Origin of the sequence: Actinacidiphila yeochonensis CN732 (genome assembly GCF_000745345.1) — a bacterium.
Classification (GTDB): domain Bacteria; phylum Actinomycetota; class Actinomycetes; order Streptomycetales; family Streptomycetaceae; genus Actinacidiphila; species Actinacidiphila yeochonensis.
The window spans coordinates 159,904-182,353 of sequence record NZ_JQNR01000005.1; the positions used below are offsets into that span (position 1 = coordinate 159,904).

Annotated in this window: 19 protein-coding genes, 1 tRNA gene and 1 pseudogene; 8 read left to right on the top strand and 13 right to left on the bottom strand. The window is 69.9% G+C overall.

Annotated features, from left to right (window positions below; genetic code table 11):
• Nucleotides 1-26: 26 nt before the first annotated feature.
• Complete coding sequence (locus tag BS72_RS12840; RefSeq protein WP_063836059.1) at nt 27-3,674, top strand: S41 family peptidase; 3,648 nt, start codon at nt 27-29, stop codon at nt 3,672-3,674.
• A gap of 199 nt (nt 3,675-3,873) precedes the next feature.
• A pseudogene (locus tag BS72_RS38190) lies at nt 3,874-4,269 on the top strand (RidA family protein); the annotation flags it as partial.
• 148 nt (nt 4,270-4,417) lie between these two features.
• Here the strand turns inward: BS72_RS38190 and BS72_RS36465 are convergent.
• The 4 genes from BS72_RS36465 to BS72_RS12860 form a co-directional block, all read right to left on the bottom strand.
• The gene (locus BS72_RS36465; protein ID WP_037910479.1) at nt 4,418-4,639 is read right to left on the bottom strand and encodes a hypothetical protein; all 222 of its coding nucleotides are present in this window, start codon (nt 4,637-4,639) and stop codon (nt 4,418-4,420) included.
• Nucleotides 4,640-4,745: 106 nt separating this feature from the next.
• Nucleotides 4,746-5,645 (bottom strand): SDR family oxidoreductase, encoded by a 900-nt coding sequence (locus tag BS72_RS12850; RefSeq protein ID WP_037910481.1) that lies wholly within the window; start codon nt 5,643-5,645, stop codon nt 4,746-4,748.
• Nucleotides 5,642-6,628, bottom strand: coding sequence for an alpha/beta fold hydrolase (locus tag BS72_RS12855; protein WP_063836060.1), 987 nt, complete (start codon nt 6,626-6,628; stop codon nt 5,642-5,644). The genes BS72_RS12850 and BS72_RS12855 overlap by 4 nt, the downstream gene beginning before the upstream one ends.
• Nucleotides 6,625-8,145, bottom strand: a complete 1,521-nt coding sequence (locus BS72_RS12860; RefSeq protein WP_037910486.1) for a flavin-containing monooxygenase — start codon at nt 8,143-8,145, stop codon at nt 6,625-6,627. Before BS72_RS12860 ends, BS72_RS12855 begins: the two co-directional genes overlap by 4 nt.
• A gap of 182 nt (nt 8,146-8,327) precedes the next feature.
• Between BS72_RS12860 and BS72_RS12865 the strand changes: the two genes are divergently transcribed.
• From BS72_RS12865 to BS72_RS12885, 5 genes are all read left to right on the top strand, one after another.
• Nucleotides 8,328-9,221, top strand: coding sequence for a MerR family transcriptional regulator (locus tag BS72_RS12865; protein ID WP_078901316.1), 894 nt, complete (start codon nt 8,328-8,330; stop codon nt 9,219-9,221).
• Nucleotides 9,222-9,257: 36 nt separating this feature from the next.
• Nucleotides 9,258-9,524 carry a DUF2630 family protein gene (locus tag BS72_RS12870; protein WP_037910488.1) on the top strand — a complete coding sequence of 89 codons (267 nt, stop codon included), beginning with the start codon at nt 9,258-9,260 and terminating at the stop codon, nt 9,522-9,524.
• Nucleotides 9,521-9,844, top strand: coding sequence for a GNAT family N-acetyltransferase (locus tag BS72_RS12875; protein WP_051951055.1), 324 nt, complete (start codon nt 9,521-9,523; stop codon nt 9,842-9,844). The genes BS72_RS12870 and BS72_RS12875 overlap by 4 nt, the downstream gene beginning before the upstream one ends.
• 256 nt (nt 9,845-10,100) lie before the next feature.
• Nucleotides 10,101-11,576, top strand: a complete 1,476-nt coding sequence (locus tag BS72_RS12880; RefSeq protein WP_037915529.1) for an AlkA N-terminal domain-containing protein — start codon at nt 10,101-10,103, stop codon at nt 11,574-11,576.
• A gap of 69 nt (nt 11,577-11,645) precedes the next feature.
• Entirely contained in the window at nt 11,646-12,167 is a 522-nt protein-coding gene (locus BS72_RS12885; protein ID WP_051951056.1) for a methylated-DNA--[protein]-cysteine S-methyltransferase, read from the top strand.
• 41 nt (nt 12,168-12,208) lie between these two features.
• On the opposite strand, the gene BS72_RS12890 is transcribed toward BS72_RS12885, so the two are convergent.
• The 8 genes from BS72_RS12890 to galU all read right to left on the bottom strand — a co-directional run bounded on the left by BS72_RS12890 (nt 12,209) and on the right by galU (nt 19,015).
• Nucleotides 12,209-12,808: a TetR/AcrR family transcriptional regulator gene (locus BS72_RS12890; RefSeq protein ID WP_037910492.1), complete on the bottom strand. Its 600-nt coding sequence runs from the start codon at nt 12,806-12,808 to the stop codon at nt 12,209-12,211.
• Between the two features lie 860 nt (nt 12,809-13,668).
• A tRNA-Ala gene (locus BS72_RS12895) sits at nt 13,669-13,742 on the bottom strand.
• 96 nt (nt 13,743-13,838) lie between these two features.
• On the bottom strand, nt 13,839-14,915 hold the full coding sequence (gene sepX / locus BS72_RS12900) for a divisome protein SepX/GlpR (RefSeq protein ID WP_037910495.1): 1,077 nt from the start codon (nt 14,913-14,915) through the stop codon (nt 13,839-13,841).
• A 118-nt stretch (nt 14,916-15,033) separates the two neighbouring features.
• Nucleotides 15,034-15,666: a GNAT family N-acetyltransferase gene (locus BS72_RS12905; RefSeq protein ID WP_198545990.1), complete on the bottom strand. Its 633-nt coding sequence runs from the start codon at nt 15,664-15,666 to the stop codon at nt 15,034-15,036.
• A complete protein-coding gene (locus BS72_RS12910; protein WP_078901317.1) occupies nt 15,663-16,220 on the bottom strand; it encodes a MogA/MoaB family molybdenum cofactor biosynthesis protein in 558 nt (185 codons plus the stop codon). The genes BS72_RS12905 and BS72_RS12910 overlap by 4 nt, the downstream gene beginning before the upstream one ends.
• Entirely contained in the window at nt 16,217-16,699 is a 483-nt protein-coding gene (gene moaC, locus BS72_RS12915; RefSeq protein WP_037910497.1) for a cyclic pyranopterin monophosphate synthase MoaC, read from the bottom strand. The genes BS72_RS12910 and moaC overlap by 4 nt, the downstream gene beginning before the upstream one ends.
• 88 nt (nt 16,700-16,787) lie before the next feature.
• Entirely contained in the window at nt 16,788-18,110 is a 1,323-nt protein-coding gene (gene glp, locus BS72_RS12920; protein WP_037910499.1) for a molybdotransferase-like divisome protein Glp, read from the bottom strand.
• Entirely contained in the window at nt 18,107-19,015 is a 909-nt protein-coding gene (gene galU / locus BS72_RS12925) for a UTP--glucose-1-phosphate uridylyltransferase GalU (RefSeq protein ID WP_037910502.1), read from the bottom strand. Before galU ends, glp begins: the two co-directional genes overlap by 4 nt.
• Before the next feature lie 79 nt (nt 19,016-19,094).
• Here galU and BS72_RS12930 point away from each other — a divergent pair, with 79 nt between their 5' ends.
• A complete protein-coding gene (locus BS72_RS12930; protein ID WP_037915538.1) occupies nt 19,095-19,709 on the top strand; it encodes a 5-formyltetrahydrofolate cyclo-ligase in 615 nt (204 codons plus the stop codon).
• On the opposite strand, the gene BS72_RS12935 is transcribed toward BS72_RS12930, so the two are convergent.
• Nucleotides 19,699-22,419, bottom strand: coding sequence for a penicillin acylase family protein (locus BS72_RS12935; RefSeq protein WP_037910504.1), 2,721 nt, complete (start codon nt 22,417-22,419; stop codon nt 19,699-19,701). The two genes, BS72_RS12930 and BS72_RS12935, sit on opposite strands and share 11 nt — an antisense overlap.
• Between the last annotated feature and the right edge of the window lie 31 nt (nt 22,420-22,450).

Here is a 22,450-nt window from a genome sequence, read left to right on the forward strand (position 1 = left end):
TGCTGGCCTTCCAGGGGCCCCGAACCATGGGAGGGGTGAGCGACGGCGCATACCTCCGGTTCCCGCACCTGCACGGCGACATGCTCTGCTTCGCCGCGGAGGACGACATCTGGACAGCTCCGATCGGGCTCCCGGGCACCGACCCCGGGCGCGCCTGGCGGGTGACGGCCGACCGCACGCGGGTGGGGCCGCCCCGGTTCTCCCCGGACGGCGCGTCCATCGCGTTCACCACCTGGCGCAGCCTCGACCCCGAGGTGTACCTGGTGCCGGTGGAGGGCGGCGCTCCGAAGCGGCTGACCTATTGGGGCAGTACCGACACCCGGGTGTGCGCGTGGACACCGGACGGGCACATCCTGGCCGTCTCCTCCCACGGGCAGCCGTTCGCCTATCACACGTGGGCGTACACCGTCCCGGCCAGCGGCGGGCCCGGCGGCGCGCTCCCCTGGGGGCCCGTGTCGGACATCGCCGTGCGCGACCGCGAGGACGGCGACCGGCGCACCCTCCTGCTGACGGGCACCCCTCCGCACGAACCGCACGCCTGGAAGCGCTACCGAGGCGGCGCCACCGGGCGCCTGTGGCTGCACGGAGCCCGTCTCGTGCCCGGTATCGGCGGCCACCTGGCGTCGCCGATGTTCGTGGCCGGCCGCATCGCCTTCCTCTCCGACCACGAGGGCATCGGCAACCTCTACTCCTGCCGGACCGACGGCACCGACCTGCGCCGCCACACCGACCACGCCGACTTCTACGCCCGCAACGCCTCCACCGACGGGCAGCGGGTGGTGTACCAGTGCGCCGGCGCCCTGTGGCTGGTCGACGACCTCGAGGCCGCTGACTCCGTGCCCCGCCGCCTGGACGTACGCCTTGGCGGCACCCGCAGCGGCCGCCGCCCCTACCAGGTGCCGGCCGCCACCAACCTTGACGGCCTGGCGATCGACGGCACCGGCCGAGCCAGCGCGGTGTGCGTCCGGGGCAGCCTGTACTGGCTCACCCACCGCGACGGCCCGGCCCGCACCATCAGCGACGTGCCCGGGGCCCGGGTGCGCATGCCCAGGATGCTGGGTGACACCGGCCTGGTCGCCTACGTCACCGACGCCGGAGGCGAGGACGGTATCGAGCTGGCCCACCTGCCCGGCAGGGCCTCCAGGGCACTCACCCGAGGGCCGGAGGAGCCAGCCGACGTACCGGCCGACATCACCGGCGACCTCGCCTTCGCGCCCCAGGCGGACAGCGACACGGACGCCGTACCGGTGGGCGCGGGCGCCCGTCAGCACCCTGAGGGGTCAACCCGCTCGGCCTCCAGCGACAGCAGGAGCACTACTGATGAGGCCACTCATTCGGGTGACCTGCGCGCCGACGCCAGGTCTCCGCGCACCAATGGCACCGCAGAAGTCACCCCGGAGAGTGACCGATTCGTGCGACTTTCATCTGAGATAACCGGTAAGGCCACCGGTTCGGGTGATAACAGCCAGCAGAGCCCCGTGATGTCATCCCCCGACTCCCCGCATGCCCGCCTCGCGGTCGGCCGCCTCGGACGGGTGACCCAGATGGCCGCGTCTCCCGACGGCGGAACCCTGGCGATCGCTTCCAACGACGGCCGGCTGCTGCTGGTCGCCACCGGGGAAGGGGCGCAGTCACCCGGTCTGGAGACAGCGGCTCCCGCGAAACCGGGCAACGTCGAGGAGCTGATCCGCTCCACCAACGGACCCGTCCGTGACCTGGCCTTCTCCCCCGACTCCGGTTGGCTCGCCTGGTCACACCCCGGCGTCGGACGCTCCCTGCGATCCATCAAGATCGCCCGACTCGCCGACCATACGATCATCGACGTCACCAATGGCCGCTTCGAGGACGAGCAACCCGTCTTCACCCGCGACGGCCGCTATCTGGCGTTCCTGTCATGGCGCGGCTTCGACCCCGTGTACGACGTCCACACGGGTGACCTGTCCTTCCCCCTGGGATGCCGTCCCTACCTTGTCCCGCTGAACTCGGCCATCCCCTCACCGTTCGCGCTGCGGGTCGACGGCAGTCCGGTCGGCGCCGGACTGGATCCCGGCGAGGGCGGCGGCGACGGCCCGGTCGTCGTCGAGGCCGAGGGCCTGCCCAGCCGCGTCACGCCCTTCCCGGTCGCCGCGTCGAAGTACAGCGCGCTGCGCCCCGTCCGGGGCGGCCTGGTGTGGCTGCGGTGGCCGATTTCAGGCGCCCTCGGCGAGACCTTCGTCAACCCCGCCGATCCGTCCGCCCGCCCCACCCTGGAGTACTTCAACCTCGGCAAGTCCCGCCGCCTCGAACTCGTCCGCCACATGGACTGGTACGAGGTCAGTGGCGACGGCAGGCGCCTCGCCGTCTTCGACGAGGGCGAACTCGCCGTGGTGCCGGCGACCGAGCGCGGCGACGAGGACTCGACCGTCTTCGTGGACATGCGCCGCGTCCTGCACGAGGTCGAACCCACCGCGGAGTGGCGCCAGTCCTACGAAGAGGCCGGACGGCTGATCCGGGACTACTTCTGGGCCCCCGACATGTGCGGCGTGGACTGGCCGGCCGTACTCGACCAGTACCGCCCGTTGGTGGACCAGGTGGCGACCCCGGACGAGTTCGCCGACCTCCTGCGCGAGGTCCTGGGTGAACTCGGCACTTCGCACGCCTACGTCCAGCCCGCCCGCCGCAACGAGGGGCCGCCCCACTACCAGCGCCCCATCGGGCTGCTCGGTGCCGACTTCCGGCGCACGAAGGACGGCCTCTGGACGGTCGCCCGCATCCTTCCGGGTGAGTCCTCCGACTCCAAGGCCCGCTCCCCGCTGGCCGGTACGGGCATCCGCGAGGGCGCCGTCCTGACCCACGTGGACGGACGCCCCGTCGACCCGGACGCGGGACCCTACCCGCTGCTGGCCGGCGCCGGCGGTACCACCGTGGAGCTGACGTTCACGCCGCCGGACGGCCGTGGCGCACCGCGCCGAGTCGCCGTCGTTCCCCTCGTCGACGACAGGCCGTTGCGCTACCAGCACTGGGTGGCCCGCCGCCGCAGCATCGTGCGGCACCTCAGCGGGGGCCGCTGCGGCTACCTGCACATCCCCGACCTGGGAGGGTCCGGCTGGGCCCAGTTCAACCGCGACCTGCGCAAGGAGGTCGCCTATGACGCCCTCCTGGTGGACGTCCGCGGCAACGCGGGCGGCAACATCAGCGAACTGGTCATCGAGAAGCTCACCCGCAAGGTGCTCGGCTGGGACCTCACCCGCAACGCCCAGCCCATCTCCTACACCAGCAGCGCCCCACGCGGCCCGGTGGTCGCCGTCGCCGACGAGGCGACGTCGTCGGACGGCGACATGATCACCGCCGCGTTCAAACTCCTGGGGCTCGGGCCAGTGGTCGGCCTGCGCACCTGGGGCGGAGTGGTCGGCATGACCGGCCGACACCGTCTGGGCGACAACACGGTGATCACCGTTCCCATGAACGCCGCCTGGTTCGACGCCTACGGGTGGGCGGTCGAGAACCACGGTGTCTCGCCCGACATCGAGTCTCTGCGTACCCCGCTGGACTGGGCCGAGGGACGCCAGGGCCAACTCGCCGTCGCAGTGCGTACCGCGCTGTCGCTCCTCGACGAGCACCCTGCCGCAGTACCCCCTGACCTCTCCACACGCCCCAACCGCGCCCGACCTCCCCTTCCTCCGCGCTCCGAGTAGCCCGGCCGACGCCCCCGCGCCCACCGGCCGTGCTGGTCGCGTCGCTTCCCGGCCCCTACTGATCCTTCGGCACAGCCCGAGGGACGCGGCCTGAGGGACGCGGCTTGGGGGACGACTTGAAAACGCGGCCGGCGCGGCCGCCGGGAGTCCAGGCGGCAAATCCCGCGTGTTCCTGGGTCTTGCAACCAGAGTCCATCCCATGAGTACGAGGAGCTCGCGCGTCAACCCCGAGTCGCTCCGCGGGACGCCCGGCTACCACCACATCACAGTCGTCCCGTCCGATCCGACCGGCCTACCTGGCCGGGCAGTTCCCCGTGGGTGCCGACGGCCAACTGGTCGGTCCCGGTTCGCTTGAGCAGCAGACGGATCAGGAGGCGAGCAACGTTCTCGCTGCCTGGAAGCGGTCTGCGCGCAACCCCATGACGTCGTACGGTCGGTCGCCCGTGTGCGCAGCAGCGACACCAACGTGCGGGGCAGCGTGTGGAGCAGGCTGACGGCATCGTCGATCGGGCCGGCATGCACCACGGCCAGCATCCTCCTCGGCGTCGCCCAACTCGGCTTCGCCGGGCAGCTGGTCGAGGTCGACCTCACCGCTCGACCTCACCGCCGCGCTGCCGCTGCCTGCGGGCGGCGGCCACCCGTAACGGCGAAGAAGGGGCACCCCGCCTGCGGGGTGCCCCTTCTCGTCCGGCGGTCGCACCGCGCCTGCGCGGGCGTCGCACCGAGATCAGCTCATAGGGACGTCAGGCCCATTCGTTCTGGCTCTCGTCGTCCTCGTCGCGGGCCACACGGCTACGCGCCAGGTCCTCGAACTCGGGACGACGCTCGCGCGCCTCCTGCTCCGCACCGCGCTCGGCCCGCTCAGGGCGCTGGGCGTTGGCGGACTTGTTCCGCTTGCCCGCCGCCCCCTTGGCCTGCTCGGCGTAGTCCTCGGCCTTGTCCTTGAACTGATCGAAAGCACCCATGGCTACTCCTCCTGGAGCGGTGGGGAATGGGGCCTCGACAAGATTGACACGATGGGAAACCCCTCGCATCCTGGGGAAATAACCGCAGGTCAACGCACGATTACGGCTACTCGACGTGACGGGTGGCCGATCTCGCCTGCTCGTCCGCGGCTCCTCCACGGCCGACGAGTCCACGCCGGGCGCCCTGGCTGCCTGCGAGCGCCGGTTCGGCGCGCCTCATCTCCCGCCGCCCGAGCGCGCCGCCGAGCAGAGAAGGCAGGCAGCCGCGTACGGGCTGCATGCCGCGCAGCCACCACTGCCCGTACACGTGCGGGGAGCGGCGCACGACACCCTCAGCGATCCGTTCCACAGCGGGCTCCAGCGGATACGTACGGTTGGTCGGCCAGGGCAGCCGGGCGCGCAGTCGCGCCAATGCCTCGTCCTCGTCGGCTCCGCGCACCATGTCGGTGTCGGTCCAGCTCAGGTAGCCGACGCCAACCTTCACCCCCCTGTGGCCCAACTCGGCCCGCAGGCTGTGCGCGAAAGCCTCAACCCCCGACTTGCTCGCGCAGTAGGCGGCCATCATGGGGGCCGGGGTAAGGGCAGCCAGTGACGCGATCTGAAGGAAATACCCTCGGGAGTCGATCAGGGAGGGCAGGAAGGCGCGTGCCGTGGCGATGCTGCCCAGCAGGTTGACGTGGATCACTCGGTCGAACGCCTCCGGATCCGAGTCCAGGAACGGGCCGGCGGTGGCCACCCCGGCGTTGGCCACCGCGATGTCGATGCGCCCGTATCGCTCGCGGACTTCACCGGCGACCCGCGCCAATGCCTCACGATCGGTCACGTCAGCCGTCCACGGTGCGGCGTTTCCGCCGATCCCTTCCGCAACCCGTACCAGCTCTTCCGGTTCCAGGCCCACAAGCGCCACCTGGGCGCCCCGGGAGGCAAGCTTTCGCGCGAGCAGCTCACCAACCCCGCGCGCCGCACCGGTGACCACTGCGACCTGGCCGTCCAAAGATCCGGTCATACGCTCTTCTCCTCCTCGGCGGCGATTACCGGTCGGGGGATGGCACCGGCCCCCGCACCATCGCCAGGCGCCCGTTCAGGCGGGATCTGTTCAAGGTGGTCGGCGGCCAGTCCGCGGACAGTGGCAGCCACCGCGAGCGGGGCCTCAAGGGGAGTCATGTGGCCGAGGCCGGGGAGTTCCGTCAGCCCGGTGCAGTGCGGCAGCAACTCGACCAGGTGCCGAGCGTGAGCAACGGGAGTCAGCTTGTCCGCCGTCCCCACCAACACGGCGGTCGGGGCGGTGAGGGCCGTCAGCCCGGCGTCCAGATCAAGTTGGGTGAGGACACGGCCCCACGCCCCACGCTCACGCGCGCCGCAGGCGTGCACGATCCGAGCCGTGAACTCCACCTGCTCGGGGGTCGCGGACGGGCTGAGCACTCCATACCGGAGCGCTGCCTTCGACGCCCTGGTGACCGGCCCGAGTGGCATCCGCGACACCAGCATCTGGCGATGCACAGCTCCGCGCAGCCGGCGTGATCCGAGGCGCGGCGGCATGACCTGAGCGGAGCCGAGCAACCGGGCGCTGCCCGTACTCGCCAGCAGAACGGCCGCGGTACGGCTCCGGACCGCCTCCCGCTCCGAGGCTGCCATGATCGTCATGCCACCCATCGAGTGCCCGGCCACCACCGCCCTCTCGCCGTCGTCCAACACCGCTGCCATGACCGCTTCCAGGTCGTCCGCAAGGGCTCGGGTGCCGTACCCCCGGGGGGAGGCCGGAGCCTCGCTCTTGCCGTGGCCGCGCTGGTCGTAGGCGAAGATCCGGAAATCCGACGACAGGTCGCGCACCAAAGGCGCCCAGAACAGCGTCGAACACGTCCAGCCGTGCGACAGCACGACGGTCGGCCCCTCCGAGCGGCCGTACTCCTCCACATGCAGGCGCGTTCCATCGGCGGACCCCGCGCTGAGGACACGGCGCGGCTCCACCCTCTCGTAGGACGTGGTCACGACGCCGCCTCCGCCGCCAGGGTGCCCGCATCCGTCCTCTGTGCTCCAGGCGGGGCGAGCATCCGATACTCCGACAGCGTCAACTGACGTGTGGCCCGGTGGAACTCCGCGGTGGTGCCAGGCCAGGCAGTGGTGTTCCGGCCGTTGGCGTCCAGATACCAGCTGTCGCACCCCCCGGTGTTCCACACCGTCTTGGCGGCGCGCCGCTGCACCTCGTCGTTCCACACTGCCACGGCTTCGGGCCTGGCATCCAGAGCGGCGGCTCCCGTCCGCTCCAGGGTGCGCAGGTAGTCGGCCACGTAGTTGAGCGATGACTCGATCATCAGGATCATCGAGCTGTTCCCCAGGCCCGTGTTGGGGCCGATGACGAACAGGAAATTGGGGAACCCGTCGACGGTGCAGCCCCGCAGGGCCGACATGCCGGTCTTCCAGTGCTCCCTCAGCGTGTGACCGTCCGCTCCGACGACGCGGTCACCGATGGGCATGTCGGTGACGTGGAAGCCGGTCCCGAAGATGATGGCGTCGACCTCGCGCTCCGTTCCGTCGGCGGTGACCACGGACGATCCGCGCACTTCGGTGAGGGCCGAGGCGACCACCTCGGTGTTGGCCTGCGCGAGGGCGGGATAGTACGTGTTGGACAGCAGGATCCGCTTGCAGCCGATCCTGTAGTCCGGCGTCAACCGTGCCCGCAGCCGAGGGTCCCTCACCGAGCGGCGAAGGTGGCCCCGCGCTATTCGCTCGGCCGCCTTCATCAGTCCGGGACGTCTGACGAACGCGCCGACCTGGAACTCCCTCACCATCCACAGCAGCCCGCGCCGGGCTTTGGCGGTACCCGGAACGGTCGTGTGCAGCCACCGCTCGGCCGCGCTGATCGGCCGGTCCATACGCGGCATCACCCAGGGCGGCGTGCGCTGGATCACCGTCAGCTTCCCCACCTGCGGCTGGATCGACGGCACGATCTGGATCGCCGAGGCGCCGGTGCCGACCACGGCCACCCGCTTGCCCATGAGGTCGAACCCGTGGTCCCAGCGTGCGGAGTGGAAGACCCGGCCGGGGAAGTCGGCGAGCCCCGGCACCTCGGGGAGCTTCGGGTCGGACAGCGGTCCCGTCGCGGACACCACCACGTCGGCGGTGAGTTCGCCACGGGCGGTCGTCAGGTGCCAGCGGCTGGGGCCGGTCTGCCAGCGGGCCCGGAGCACCTCGGCGCCGAAACGCAGATGCGGACGGAGCCCGAAGGTGTCGGCAACCCTCTCGAGGTAGGCGCGGATGTGCTCCTGCCCGGAGAAGGCGCGGGGCCACTCGGGATTGGGGGCGAAGGAGAACGAGTACAGGTGCGACGGCACGTCACAGGCGCAGCCGGGGTAGCTGTTGTCCCGCCAGGTGCCGCCGACCGCGTCCGCGCGCTCCAGGACCACGAAGTCGGTGACCCCTTCACGGCGCAGCCGCACGGCGACTCCCAGTCCGCCGAACCCCGAACCGATCACCGCCACCCGCACATGCTCCACACCGCCGTCCATGGCAGCACCTCCCGCTCGCCGGCCCATCGCGCCAGTAATCACTGGCATGATGGGACTGTAGGGCACGGCCCATTACCTTCGGTAGAGGGCTGCGCACAATTCACCCCCACGTGTCTGTCCAGCTCTCCCGGCCGAGCGTCGGAGCATCGGGGCATCCGCCCTTGAACCCTTAGGCTGGCCCCGTGGACGAGAACGGGAGCCCGGGGCGCGAGTACCGCGTCGAGGAGCTGGCCGCGGCCGCCGGGATCCCGGTCAGGACGCTGCGGTTCTACCGTGAGCGCCGCCTCCTGCCCCCGCCGCGCCGCGAGGGCCGCATCGCCTGGTACTCCGAGGAGCACCTCGCGCGCCTGCGCACCATCGCCGCCCTGCTGGAACGCGGCCACACCCTGGGCGGCATCGCCGACCTCATCGCGGCCTGGGAGCAGGGCCGCACCCTGGACGGTGTCGCCGAGCGACTCGGCCTTGAGGGCGCCCTCATGGGCCCGTGGTCGGAGGAGACCCCGGTCCGGCTCACCGCCCGGCAGCTCACCGACTACTTCGGCGAGGACGTGAGCGCGGGGAACCTGACCGCCTCGCTGGAGATCGGCTACATAGCCGTGGACGGCGAAGAGGTCGTGCACGTCAGCCGCCGTCTCCTGGACGCCTCCGCCGCCCTCGTCCGCGAAGGGGTACCGCTGTCGGCGATCCTCGCGGCAGGCCGGGAGGTTCGCAGCCACGTCGATGCCTTGGCAGACCTCTTCACCACCGTGATCAAGGACCACGTGCTGCGGTCCATGGGCCCCCTCGACGCGATGGAAGCGGACGAGGTGCACCGGATCGCCGAGTCGCTGGAGCGGTTGCGCCCCCTCGCCAAGAACATCGTCGACGCCGAGATGGCTCTCGCGATGGAACGACGGGTACGCGCCGAGATCGACGCCTGGATGAGCGCACACGCGGACGCCGCCCCGTCACCTCCTGTGTCGGACGCGCAGGACAGTGGTGCGGCCCCGTCCCCGGGCGACAGGCCGGAGGCGGTCGGCCGGCCCGCCGCGGACGGCGCCCTCCAGGGCCCGCGAGCGTCGAACCGCACGACCTGAGAGAGTGGAAGCGCCGGAACGACCAGGAGGTGTCCCGTGGAACAGCCCAACGACACCAGCGCCGAGCACGCCATCCTCGGCCGTATCAGCGAGATGGTCGCGGACGAGAGGACGCTGCGCGACCTGCTCGCAGCCGGTGGTGGCGAGGGCGTGGACGAGCGGGAGCGGCTGACCGCTCTGGAACACGAACTCGACCAGTGCTGGGACCTGCTGCGCCAGCGCAGGGCCCTCTCGGAGGCCGGAGAGGACCCGGGCGCCGCGCGCGTACGTCCGTCGTCCACGGTCGAGGGCTACCGTTCGTGACCCGCGGCGAAGAGCCCACCGGGGTCGTGGTCGCCGATGTACCGGCCGCCCATCGCTACGAGGCCCGCTCCGACGGCGGCCTCGCGGGGTTCGCCTCGTATCTGCGTACCCCTGAACTCGACGTGTTCGTACACACCGAGGTCGAGGATGCGTACGCGGGGCGCGGTGTCGGCTCGGCCCTGGCACGCACCGCCCTGGACGAGGCCCGCGCTTCGGGGCGGCTCGTCCTGGCGGTCTGTCCCTTCATCGACGCATGGATCACCCGGCATCCCGAATACGAGGACCTGCGCTACGAGCCCGCCAGCAGGGTCGCGGACTGACCTCTTGGGGTACGTCGCCCAGCGGTGGGTCGGATGTCCACCTTGGAAGCCGATCAGCGACCTATAGCAACCAGACCTCGCATCCGGGGATGGACCCGCCGGGGTCACCGACCCAGGCTTGGGGAGATCCGGAGGCCTGAGCGTGCCGAGCCACGGCAATGGGCGACGACGTCCCTCACCCTCGGTCCGAAGCAGCGCGACGTCCATGTCGGATTTCCGCCAGACCGACGCGGTGACGACGCGCGATGCTGGTGGGGTGCATACGGATTTCGACGCTTGTGTGAGGGCCGTCCAGTCGAAGGACGCCCGCTTCGACGGCTGGTTCTACACCGCCGTGCTCACCACGCGGATCTACTGCCGCCCCAGCTGCCCCGCGGTGCCGCCCAAGGCCAGGAACATGACCTTCTACCCGAGTGCCGCCGCCGCCCAGCAGGCGGGGTTCCGGGCCTGCAAGCGCTGCCGCCCCGACGCAAGCCCGGGATCACCGCAGTGGAACGAGCGAGCCGATCTCGTGGCGCGCGCCATGCGCCTGATCGCCGACGGTGTCGTGGACCGCGACGGAGTACCGGGCCTGGCCGCCCGCCTGGGGTACAGCACCCGCCAGATCGAGCGGCAGCTGAACGCCGAGCTCGGGGCGGGCCCCCTGGCTATTGCCCGCGCGCAACGTGCCCAGACGGCCCGCCTGCTGATCGAGACCACGGTCATGCCGATGGGCGCCGTCGCCTTCGCAGCAGGCTTCTCCAGCATCCGCGCCTTCAACGACACCGTACGGGAGGTATTCGCCCTGACTCCGGGCGAGCTGCGCGCCAGGGTGTCCAAGGGGCGGCCGACCGCTGCCACCGGCACCCTCGCGCTCCGGTTGCCCTTCCGGCAGCCCCTGACGCCCGACAATCTCTTCGGACATCTGGTGGCCACCGCGGTTCCAGGTGTGGAGGAATGGCGGGACGGGGCGTACCGGCGAACCCTGCGGTTGCCCCACGGGCCCGGGATCGTCGAGCTCAGCCCTGCCCCCGACCACATCGGGTGCCGCATGCGGCTGGCGGACTGGCGCGACCTGAGCCAGGCGATCAGCCGATGCCGCCGGCTGCTGGATCTGGACGCCGACCCACAGGCCGTCGACGCGCTGCTCTCGTCGGACCCGCGAATGGCACCCCTCGTCGCCAAGGCGCCCGGACGCCGTGTGCCCGGGGTCGCCGATGGTCCGGAGTTCGCTGTCCGGGCCGTCATCGGCCAGCAGATCTCCACTGCGGCTGCTCGTACCCACGCCGGGCGCCTGGTGACCGCCTACGGTGAGCACGTGGACGACCCGGGTGGCGGCCTCACACACCTGTTCCCGTCGCCGGAGGCGCTCGCCGGCTGGGCCCCGGAACGGCTCGCGATGCCGCAGAGCCGCAAGACCACTCTGGCCGCCCTGCTGACCGCTCTGACGACGGGCGACCTCGACCTGGACGTCGGCAGCGACTGGCTGCGCGCTCGGGCTGCCCTCTCCTCACTGCCCGGCTTCGGCCCGTGGACGGTGGAGACGATCGCGATGCGCGCTCTGGGCGATCCGGATGCCTTCCTTCCCACCGATCTGGGCGTCAGGAATGCCGCGGTACACCTGGGACTGCCCGCCACACCCGCCGCTCTGACCCGACACTCTGCCGCTTGGCAGCCTTGGCGCGCGTATGCGACCCAGTACCTATGGGCGACGGGCGATCATCCGATCAACACTCTTCCCAACCGAACATAAGGGCACCGGACCGAGATCACCCGGCGCTCAAGGACCCATGAGCACGACTGCAACGGAAGGCCCCGCACGATGACGACCCTCGGCGCATCTCCAGTGAACGCCGCGCACACCGTGATCGACAGCCCTTGCGGCCCACTCACCTTGGTGGCCGCCGACGGCGCCCTGGCCGGCCTCTACATGACCGACCACCGCCACCAGCCACCCCTGGAGACCTTCGGCCCCCGCTCCGATCTCATGATCTTCGACCGGGCCGCAGAACAACTGACCGCCTACTTCGCGGGTGAGAGCACCACGTTCGACCTTGACCTGCACGCAGCAGGAACCCCGTTCCAACAACGCGTGTGGGCCGCCCTCCGCACCATTCCCTACGGGGAAACCATCACCTACGGAGAGCTGGCCGAGTCTCTTGGACAGCCGACAGCCTCCCGCGCCGTTGGCCTGGCCAACGGACGGAACCCGATCAGCATCATCGTCCCCTGCCACCGGGTCATCGGTGCGAACGGGAGCATGACCGGCTACGGCGGGGGCATCAGCCGCAAGCAGTGGCTGCTCGACTTCGAACGAGGCGCCGTGCAGCCAACCCTGCTGTAACGAATGCGCGTATGAGTTGCAGCCCGAAGGAGTGACCTGGTTCAGGAGAGGCCCAGCGCGGGGACCACGACCGCGTCGATGAAGCGGTGGCTGTACTCCGGGTCCGGATCGACACCTTCGATGGCCGGACGGGCAAGTGCCGCCCCGAAGAGCATGTGCGGCACGAAGCCGCGTGCCGGGCAGTCCGCCGCCAGCTCACCCCGGTCGATCGACCGCTGCACAAGTTCGCGGAAGTTGGCCAGCTCAGGCTCGATGAGCAGGTCGCGCAGCGCTCGGAAGAGGTCCTCGTTGCGGAAGGCGGCATGCGACAGCCCGCGCATCAGCTCCTGATCGCGCTGGACCTCGGCCTGGTCGTGCAGTCGGACGAGTTCGTGCAGGTCGCCTGCGAGCGTGCCGGTGTCGATGTCGGCGAGCGACACCGGCTTGCACTGCCGAAGCGCCGTGGCGACCAGTTCGGGCTTGCCCTTCCATTGCCGGTACAAGGTGGCCTTGCTCGACCGGGTACGCGCGGCCACCGCGTCCATCGTCAACGCCTCGTAGCCGACCTCGCGCAGCAGCTCGACCACCGCCTCGAACAGCTCCTGCTCGCGCTCCGGGGTCAGGCGGGTACGCCGCGGGGTGCTGCTCGTCTCCGGCGGCATGTCGTGCTTCCCTCCTGCGTACCGGCCACGTGCCACCCCCACGTGCAGCGCATCCGTGCGCGGTGCGGGCGACTGTGGAGAAACGGTGTCGTACACCAATGAGAGTAGACGGCCCACGATCGAAACGCCACCGTTTCGATCGTGGCTCACGCCACCCGGAATCCGCCGACGCCGCCCGGAGGCTCGCAAAGGGCAGACGCCCCGCGGGCCCAGGTCCGCCGGTCAACGGCAGATCGTCCTCGACTCGATCCGCCGCTGGCCGAGGACTGGGTACCGCTCCCGCAGGCGCGACATCACCCGGCCGAGTGATCACCGCCGGCCCCAGGTGAGGTGACACCTTTGTCGAACTCGACTCTCGACGCGCGGCCCACGGCCCCCTTCACGCTTTGCGGACTCATGCGCCGCCCGCACCCTGCGGCTCTCCCGACAACCCGGCCGAGCGGCCGGCCGGGACGCGGCCTCGCCACGGCGGAGGGCGCGGCGAGGACCGGACCGGACCGGCTCCCCTGGATCAGGGAAGGGCTTTAGGGGTTCCGGGAACGGCACGGAGAAGGTCCCGCACGCTGCAGGACGCGAGCGCGCACAACGCCGCACGCCACCAGGAACCAGCCCGCGCCCACTCCACGGGCCTCCGCCGAACCGGAGGGCGATGCGGCCATCCACTGAGGCCAGATGTCCGCACAACACGAACCGCAGGCAGCTGAGCCCTCATTCAGCCCACCGCACGATCCCATCAGCCTGGGCGCGCGGAGTTCAGCCTGAACAAGCTCATCGTGAAACGCCGAGATCCCGCCCGATCAATCAGATCGGACGGGATCTCGTGAACTCTTCCTGAGCGAACTCAAGAACAGTCGTGCAAGTGGACCTGAGGGGATTCGAACCCCTGACCCCCTCGATGCGAACGAGGTGCGCTACCGGACTGCGCCACAGGCCCTTGCAACGAGGAAAACTCTAGCATCCCGACGAGGGTGCTCGTTAACGGGTTGCCCGGCAGGTCGGAGACCGACAGGGCCCCCCGGACAGCGGGCGGCTACTCGTTGGCGGCGCGCCGCCGAGCGGGGTCCTCGTACTGGTCGAAGAGCGGCGTGCGAGAGGCGCGAGGGCGCCGTGGCGTCGACGGGGCTTCACCCCTGTGGCCGCGGGGACCGCCAGCGGGCTCCGCGTCGCGCTCCTCGTGGCCCTGAGGACGCTCACCGGGAGCAGACCCCGACGTTGTCGGGCTCCACGAGTCCGAGGCGCCGGGCCCCGGACTGCGCGGAGCTACGGGGGCGGTGACATAGGTCGGCAACGGCACGGGGGCCGGGTCCCAGCCGTCAGCGTCAGCCGTCGGGCTGCGCTGCTGGTCGACCCACTCGGCGTGGTCGGTCTGCTCGACGACGGCACGGCGGTCAGCTGTACGAACCGAACGCGCCGGCACCGGGCCCATCTCGGAGCGCAGCTGCGAGCCGGCCCCTGCAGCCGGCGCCGGCCGATCCTCTCCGGCCGTCGCAGGCGCCGACTTCGGCGCCCTGGGCGCACGGAGGCGGCGGGCGGCCTCGACGGCATGGCGCTGATCGATCCGCACCTCGTAGCGTCGCCGCTCCTGGCGGCGCATCTGGCCGATGTAGAGAGTGAGGAGCACTGCGGGCACCGCGGGGGCCCAGAGCAACGCGACGCCGCCGACAGCCGCGGCGATGGCGCCGGCGGTGAAGGCAAGGAAGAGCAGCGTCGTGGTGCGGCGCCGCCGCGCGAGCACGGTGGCACGCTGCGCCTGCTGAAGGCCCGCGGGGGCAGGTGCGGCACCGGAACGCGACGCGGGCTTGCGTACCTCCGTGACGGGGACCGCGAGGCCACGCACATCGACCGCGTCACCCAGGACGGGCTCGTCGGCGCCTTGCTCCTCGCCTCCAGTCTGTTCCTGGACGTCGGGCGACGGGGCGCCGTCGCCGCGCGCCTTGGCGACGCGACGCTCCATCGCCGCCCGTCCGGACAGCAGCCGGATGGCGGTGCTGAAGCGTTCCGTCGGGCGCGCCTCGTTGAGCTCGTCCTGCCTGCGGAGCCACATCGGCACCAGGTAGGCGGCCCAGGCCCCGACGATGACTGCGTAGATGAGGCCGCTACTGCTCACGACCTACACGGTAGGGCCGAACGTGGCACCCTCATGGCAATTCGGCTCGGCGTGTCGCACGATCTGGCTGATACGGCGAGATTTTTGTGCGATAGACATTCTTAATCGAACGACAGTGTTATTTTAGGTGCGTGCCCGGCTGTCTACCCGGCCTGGCCTGTCGCCACCTGTTGAGGAGCCCGTCCGGCACCTCTTCGGCGGTCAGTGCGTAGACGAGATGATCACGCCATCCTCCGTCGATATGGAGATAGCGCGGGCGCAGCCCTTCCTCCCTGAAGCCGAGCTTCTCCGCCACTCGACGGCTGGGACCGTTCTCCGGGCGGATGCACACCTCCACCCGGTGCAGCCCGACCCGCCGGAAGCAGTGGTCGACGGCAAGCGCCACGGAGGTGGGCATCACCCCGCGTCCGGCAACCGCCTCGTCGACCCAGTAGCCGATGTGAGCCGAGCACATGGACCCCCAGGTGATGCCGGCGACGGTGAGCTGGCCGGCCAGCCGCCCCTGGTAGTCGATGACGAACGGCAGCATGCGCCCGGCATTCGCCTCTCGTCGCAGATGCCGCACCATCTGACGGTAGGTCGGGCGCTGGACGACGTGACCAGGAGGCGCCGGGGGCACCGTCGCCTCCCAACGGCGCAGCCACTCACGGTTGCGGCGGTTGACCTCGCGCCAGGCACGCTGGTCGCGCATCCGGATTGGGCGGAGGGTGATGTCACCGTCCACCAGTTCGGCGGGCCATGACCCGTTCAGCTCGGTCTCCCAGTGACGGAATGCGGATCATCATCGGAAGGATGGTGATCCGACTGCTCTTGCGGGTGATCGCCACCGCGGATCTGATCCACGGCGTGCAGAAGGAGGGGAGCGAGAACGGCCAGGCCGTCCTTAACGCCGCCGGTGGATCCCGGGAGGTTCACCACCAGGGTGCGGCCGCCAACACCGGCGATCCCGCGCGAGAGGACGGCCGCGGGTACCTTCTCACGGCCCGCGGCCCGGATCGCCTCGGCGATGCCGGGGACCTCGTAGTCGAGGACCGTCCGGGTGGCCTCCGGGGTACGGTCGCTGGGTGAGATGCCGGTACCGCCGGTGGTCACGACAAGGTCGTATCCCTCCGCGACGGCTTCCCTGAGCACCTGGGCGACAGGGTCGCCGTCGGGGACGACGCGGGGGCCGTCGACGTCGAAGCCCAGGTCGGCGAGCGAAGCGGCCACGAGAGGGCCACCGCGGTCTTCGTAGACGCCGGCCGCCGCTCGGTTGGACGCGGTGACGGCAAGGGCGCGGGGCCGGGGGTCCGGCTTGTCCGTCACGGCCTGCGCCAGTCGCCGGACTTGCCGCCGGTCTTCTCCTCGACCCGCACGTCGGTCACCGTGGCGCCCTTGTCGACCGCTTTGACCATGTCGACGATGGTCAGTCCGGCGACGGCGACGGCTGTAAGGGCCTCCATCTCCACACCGGTGCGGTCGGTGGTCTTCACCGTGGCGGTGATCTCGACGGCGTCGTCGGCCACGGCCAGATCCACCGTCACGCCGGCCACGGCCAGCGGGTGGCAGAGGGGGATGAGCTCGGGGGTGCGCTTGGCGCCCATGATGCCGGCGACACGGGCCACTGCCAGGGCATCGCCCTTCGGCACCCCGTCACCGCGCAGCAGTTCCACGACACGCGGAGCGACGAGAACGCGACCCGTCGCTCGGGCGGTGCGCGCGGTGACGTCCTTGGCGGAAACGTCGACCATGCGGGCGGCTCCCGCCTCGTCGACATGGGTGAGGTGCTGCTGCGGGCTGGTCATCGTTCTCCCGTGCGGTCTCTTGGGCAGACACCGTACCGGCCCGGAGGCTCACCTGCTGCGGGGGGCCGCGCGCCCCGAAGAGACCTGGTCAGTCGAGTACCACCACGTCGACCTCGGTGCCGGCGGCGAAGGCGGTGACCTTCTCCGGTACGACGATCAGTGCATCCGCCTGGGCCAGTGCTCCGACCAGGTGGGATGAGGCGCCACCCACAGGGGTGACCGTTCCGGACTGCTTGTCGTACCGACCCCGCAGGAACTGCCTCCGTCCCTCCGGTGATCCGTCGACGGCCTGCGTGCATACGGCCCGTACGACATCCCGATGAACGTCGTTCGCACCCATAAGGGTGCGGATCGCGGGCCGGACGAACAACTCGAAGGACACGTAGGCGCTGACAGGGTTGCCCGGGAGAGCGAGCAGCGGTGTCCGGTCAGGGCCGATCCGGCCGAAGCCCTGCGGCTTGCCCGGCTGCATCGCAAGCCTCCGGAAATCGACGTGTCCCGCGGCGCTCTCCGCCTGTTCCCCGAAGGATCCGCCCAGGCTGGACAGCGCCTCCTTGACGACGTCGTACGCGCCGACACTCACCCCGCCGCTGGTGACGATGACGTCGGCGCGGATGAGTTGGTCCTCGATGGTGGCGCGCAGCGTCTCCACCTGGTCCGGCACGGCACCCACTCGGTACGCGACGGCTCCGGCAGCCCGGGCGGCGGCGGTCAGGGCGTAACTGTTGGAGTCGTGGATCCGGCCCGGACCGAGCTCCTGGCCGGGCGGGACGAGTTCGCTGCCGGTGGAGAGGACCACGACGCGCGGCCGCGGCCGCACCGCGACGGTGCCGCGGCCGATGGCGGCCAGCAGGGCGATCTGCGGCGGACCCAGGACGGTTCCGGCCGCCAGGGCGAGCTCGCCGACGGAGACGTCACTCCCACGCTCCCGGACGAACTGCCCCGCAGTGGCCGGGCGGTGCACCCGCACCTCTCCGGTGGCGCCGGAAGGGTCGTCGGCGTATGCCGTCATGGATTCCGCCGGGCCTTCGCCGGTGCCTCCGTCGGTCCACTCCACGGGAACGACGGCCTCAGCGCCCGGCGGGAGAGCGGCGCCGGTCATGATCCGGGCAGCCTGGCCGGGGCCGACGGCGGGGAACTCGCCGACTCCGGCCGCCACGTCGCCGATGACGTCGAGGACGGCTGGGTGTTCAGGGGTGGCGGCTTCCACGTCGGCAGCGCGTACGGCGTAGCCGTCCATGGAGCTGTTGGCGAACGGCGGCAGCGAGGCCACCACGGTGACATCGTCAACGAGGACGCATCCCTGGGCGTCGAGGAGCGGCAGTTCGATCGGATCGAGCGGCCGCAGTTGTCCGAGGATGCTGTCCAGATGCTCGGAGACGGACCACACCCGGTCGGCGCCTTGACTCACTCTTGCATCTCCTCGTTGACGTACGAACGCAGCCAGGCTCGGAAGTCCGGCCCCAGGTCATCACGTTCGCATGCCAGTCGGACAATCGCACGCAGGTAGTCGGCCCTGTCGCCGGTGTCGTAACGGCGTCCGTTGAAGACGACGCCGTGCACCAGGCCGCCCTTGTCATCGCGGTGGGCCAGCTCCCGCAGGGCGTCGGTCAGCTGGATCTCGCCTCCGCGTCCCGGTCGGGTCTTCTTGAGCGTTTCGAAGACGACCGAGTCCAGGACATATCGGCCGATGACCGCATAACACGACGGCGCCTGCGCGGCCTCGGGCTTCTCCACAAGGTCGGTGACGCGGACCACGCCCTCCTCGCCAGTGGCCTCTATGGCGGCAGATCCGTACAAGTGGATGCTCGCGGGATCGACCTCCATCAGCGCGACGACACTGCCGCCGTACTGCTCCTGGACGGCGATCATGCGCGACAGCAGCGGGTCGCGGGGATCGATCAGGTCGTCACCCAGAAGGACGGCGAAGGGCTGGTCCCCTACGTGCGGCTCGGCGCAGAGGACGGCGTGGCCAAGTCCTCGGGGATCGCCCTGCCGTACATAGTGCATGGTTGCGAGGTCGCTGGACTCCCGCACCCGGGCGAGGCGGGAGTCGTCACCCTTGCGCGTGAGGGTCTCTTCGAGCTCGTAGTTGCGGTCGAAGTGGTCCTCCAGGGGACGCTTGTTGCGCCCTGTGATCATCAGAACATCCGACAGACCAGCGGCGACAGCCTCTTCCACCACGTACTGGATCGCCGGCTTGTCGACCACCGGGAGCATCTCCTTGGGCGTCGCCTTGGTAGCCGGCAGGAACCTGGTGCCGAGACCGGCTGCAGGGATGACAGCCTTGGAGATCCGCGCGCGAGTACTCGTCATGGCGGCACCATAGCGGCGGTGAATGTGCAGAAGATGAAGAGCTGATGGAATGTGTCTGATGGATATGTTTGGTCATGATATGGAAGGAATCCGCGCAAAGAAGCGGCAGCTGCGGTCCGGCCTCCTGGAGGCCAGACGCGGACTGACTGCCGCTGAACGCCAGGTGGCCGCGGATGCACTGGCGGGCATCGTACGGGAGCTGCCGTCAGTACGGAACGGCGGGACGGTGGCCGCCTACGTCTCCATGGGTAGCGAACCCGGGACTCACGAGCTGATCCGGGCCCTCCACCGCAGGGGGACGCGCGTACTTCTCCCCGTACTCCTGCCTGACAACGATCTCGACTGGGCGCCGTACGAGGGGCAGGACACTCTCGCTCCAACACCGCGCGGGCTGTTGGAGCCCGTGTCCCACCGCCTGGGTCCGGAATCGGTGCTCCAGGCGGACACCATCCTGCTGCCCGGACTCGCCGTGGACGCGCGAGGCGTGCGCCTGGGGCGCGGGGGCGGGTCGTACGACAGAGTGCTGTCGCGGCTGGACCGCTCGGACGCCCGTCCGCAGCTGGTCGTCCTGCTCTACGCACACGAGGTGGTCGACGCGGTCCCCCGTGAACCGCATGACCACCTCGTGGACGCGGCAGTCACCCCTTCGGGCATCCGCCGGTTCGCGCGCTCCCGCCGGGTGGCTAAGGAGTGAGCACCATCTTCGCCTGGGTTGCCTTGCCGACACGTCCTGCCGAGTAGTACCAGGGCAGCAGCTCGCCATTGGCCCAGAGGGATGTCTGGTCGGTGTAGTGGGCGTTGTAGGCGTGCCCGGAGGCTCCGGTGAGGTTGATCCAGCGGGACTTGTCGAAGTCCTGAAGGTTGACGATCATCCTCATGGACGGCACCCACACGACGTCGTAGCCTCCAGCGGCGTTCCACCCGGTGGCGTCGACGGCAGCCTCACCTCCGCTGAGCTCCCAGGGGCCCCGGTTGAGCATCCACTGCACGACACTGGGGCCGTCCGTGCCAAGGGTCTGGTTCTTCAGGTCCAGCTTGTGCAGCCGGCCCCAGCTCCAGGTGTCGATGTCCTTGCCGAGCTTCGCCGTCAGCTCGTAGCGGGCGTCCTTCATCGCCTGCGCCAGCAGCTGGTCGCGGGTGCTGTGGTCGGACTTCTTGGTGTCGCTGCCGAAGAACGCGGTGGTGGACATCGTCCACCAGGGGTTGTCGGAGTCCGGAAGGATGTCGCGGACGACCTCGAACCAGCGGTCGCCGCCGTCGGGCTGCGCCTCGTCGGCGTCGCGCTCGCCGCACTCCTCGACCGTCTTCGCCTGACCGCTCAGGTCGTCCACGGGACCTGTCTGGCCGGCGGGGGGAACCCTGAGGCACTGCCCCTTCGGCCTGAGCTCCTTGGGCAGCTTGTTGCCGAAGGCGAGCTTGAGGACGTTGCGCCAGACAGCGTTGAAGTAGGCCGCGGCCGCCGAATCGGAATCCTGGTTGTAGTCCCATCCCTGGAGGAGCTGCTGCGCGTCCTTGACGTAGTCACCCTTGTCGTTGGTGATGTCGACCTTCAGCAGGTAGGGCACCAGCAGCTTGGCGATCTCGCTGCTGTCGTCGTTCTGCATGGACTGCATGTCGTCCATGGAGATCTTGCCGTTGTCCTTGATCTTGGACGCGATGAGGTCGTTGATCCGCTGGCTCCGGGTCCCGTAGTCCCAGTCCGCGGAGAGCAGGTACGGGTACTTGTCCTGGTCGACCACGGGCTGGTTCGCGGTGACGATGTATCCCTGGGGCGGGTTGTACTCGTAGGGCATCGCCTTGAAGGGGACGTACCTGTCGGTCCAGGCGTACTTGGAGTCCCATCCGGGCTCCGGCCAGGCCCCGTCGTCACCGGCGGGCCGGATCGGCACGAGACCGGGCGCCTGGTAGCCGATGTTGCCCTTGGTGTCGGCGTAGATGAGGTTCTGCGAGGGCACCGCGAAGTCCCTGGCCGCCTGCCGGAACTTGTCGAAGTCAGTGGCCCGGTCCAGTTCGAAGACGGCGTCCATGGTCTTGGACGGCATCAGGGCGGTCCACTTCAGGGCGACGGCGTAGCCGCTGTTGACCCCGCCCGGCGGGTCGCTGACGGGAGCGGTTTCTCCGACGGCGCGGGCCTGGTCGTCCCGGTCGGAGATCAACGGTCCGTTGTTCGTCTCCCGCACGGTGATCGTGCGCGACTTCCCGCCCGCCACCTTGATCGTCTCGCGGCGGGTCTTGAACGGGACCTGCTTGCCGTCGTACAGGTAGGTGTTGGCGGTGACCTTCTCCAAGTAGAGGTCGGTGACGTCGGCACCCAGGTTGGTCATGCCCCAGGCGATGTCCTGGTTGTGTCCGATGATCACACCGGGCATGCCGGAAAAGGTGTAACCGGTGACGTCGTACGGGCACGCGTTGCTCACCGTGCGGCAGTGCAGACCCATCTGGTACCAGACGGACGGCAGTTCCGGCGCCAGGTGCGGGTCGTTGGCGAGCAGGGGCTCACCCGTGGTGGTGTACTTCCCCGAGACCACCCAGGAGTTGGAGCCGATACCGGTGCCGTTGGGTCCGAGCAGCGCGGGCATCTGGTCGACGATCTGGGAGATGCCTGCCAGCTGGCTGTCGACAGCGCTGTTCAGCCCTTGAGGGCTGGACGAGGACGAATCCGCACCGAAGTCACCGGTACTGCTGTCAACGGTTCCCGTGGTGACGATCGGACTGTTCCGATCGTAGGGGTAGTCCGGGTACAGCTGCTTGATCTGCGCCTGGCTGAGACGGCTGGTCATCAGCGAGCGGTCGATCTCGTCCTGCATGTTGCCGCGCAGGTCCCAGGCCATCGCCTTGAGCCAGGCGACGGAGTCGACCGGCGTCCAGGGAGCGGGCTTGTAGCCGCTCTTGAACTTGAGGGCCGCGTACTCGAGGGACAGGGCCGAGCCGCTGTGGTCCTTCAAGTAGGCGTTGACACCGTCGGTGTACGCCTGGAGGTACTGCTTGGTGGTGGCGTCGAGCTTGGTGTCGTACTCCTCCTGGGCGACACCGTGCCAGTTGAGGGTGCGCAGGAAGGCGTCCGTCTCGACCTCGCCCGAGCCGAACATCTCCGACAGGCGGCCGGCGGTGAGATGGCGGCGGACATCCATCTCGTAGAAGCGGTCCTGGGCCTGGACGTAGCCCTGGGCGCGGAAGAGGTCCTCGGGGGTGTCGGCATACAGCTGCGGGATGCCGTTGCCGTCCCGCTCCACGTCCACAGGGGCGGACAGGCCCTTGAGGTGGAGGGAGCCGGTCGTCTGAGGGAAGGAGGCGCGCACGGTGCTGACGCTCCAGTACGACCCATATCCGACACCCGCGACCAACAGGAGCACGAATGCGATCACGATCAGGCGTAGGCGGCGGGACTTCTTCCGTGCGGGCATCGCTGTCCTTCAAGGGGCAGGGTGAACCGGT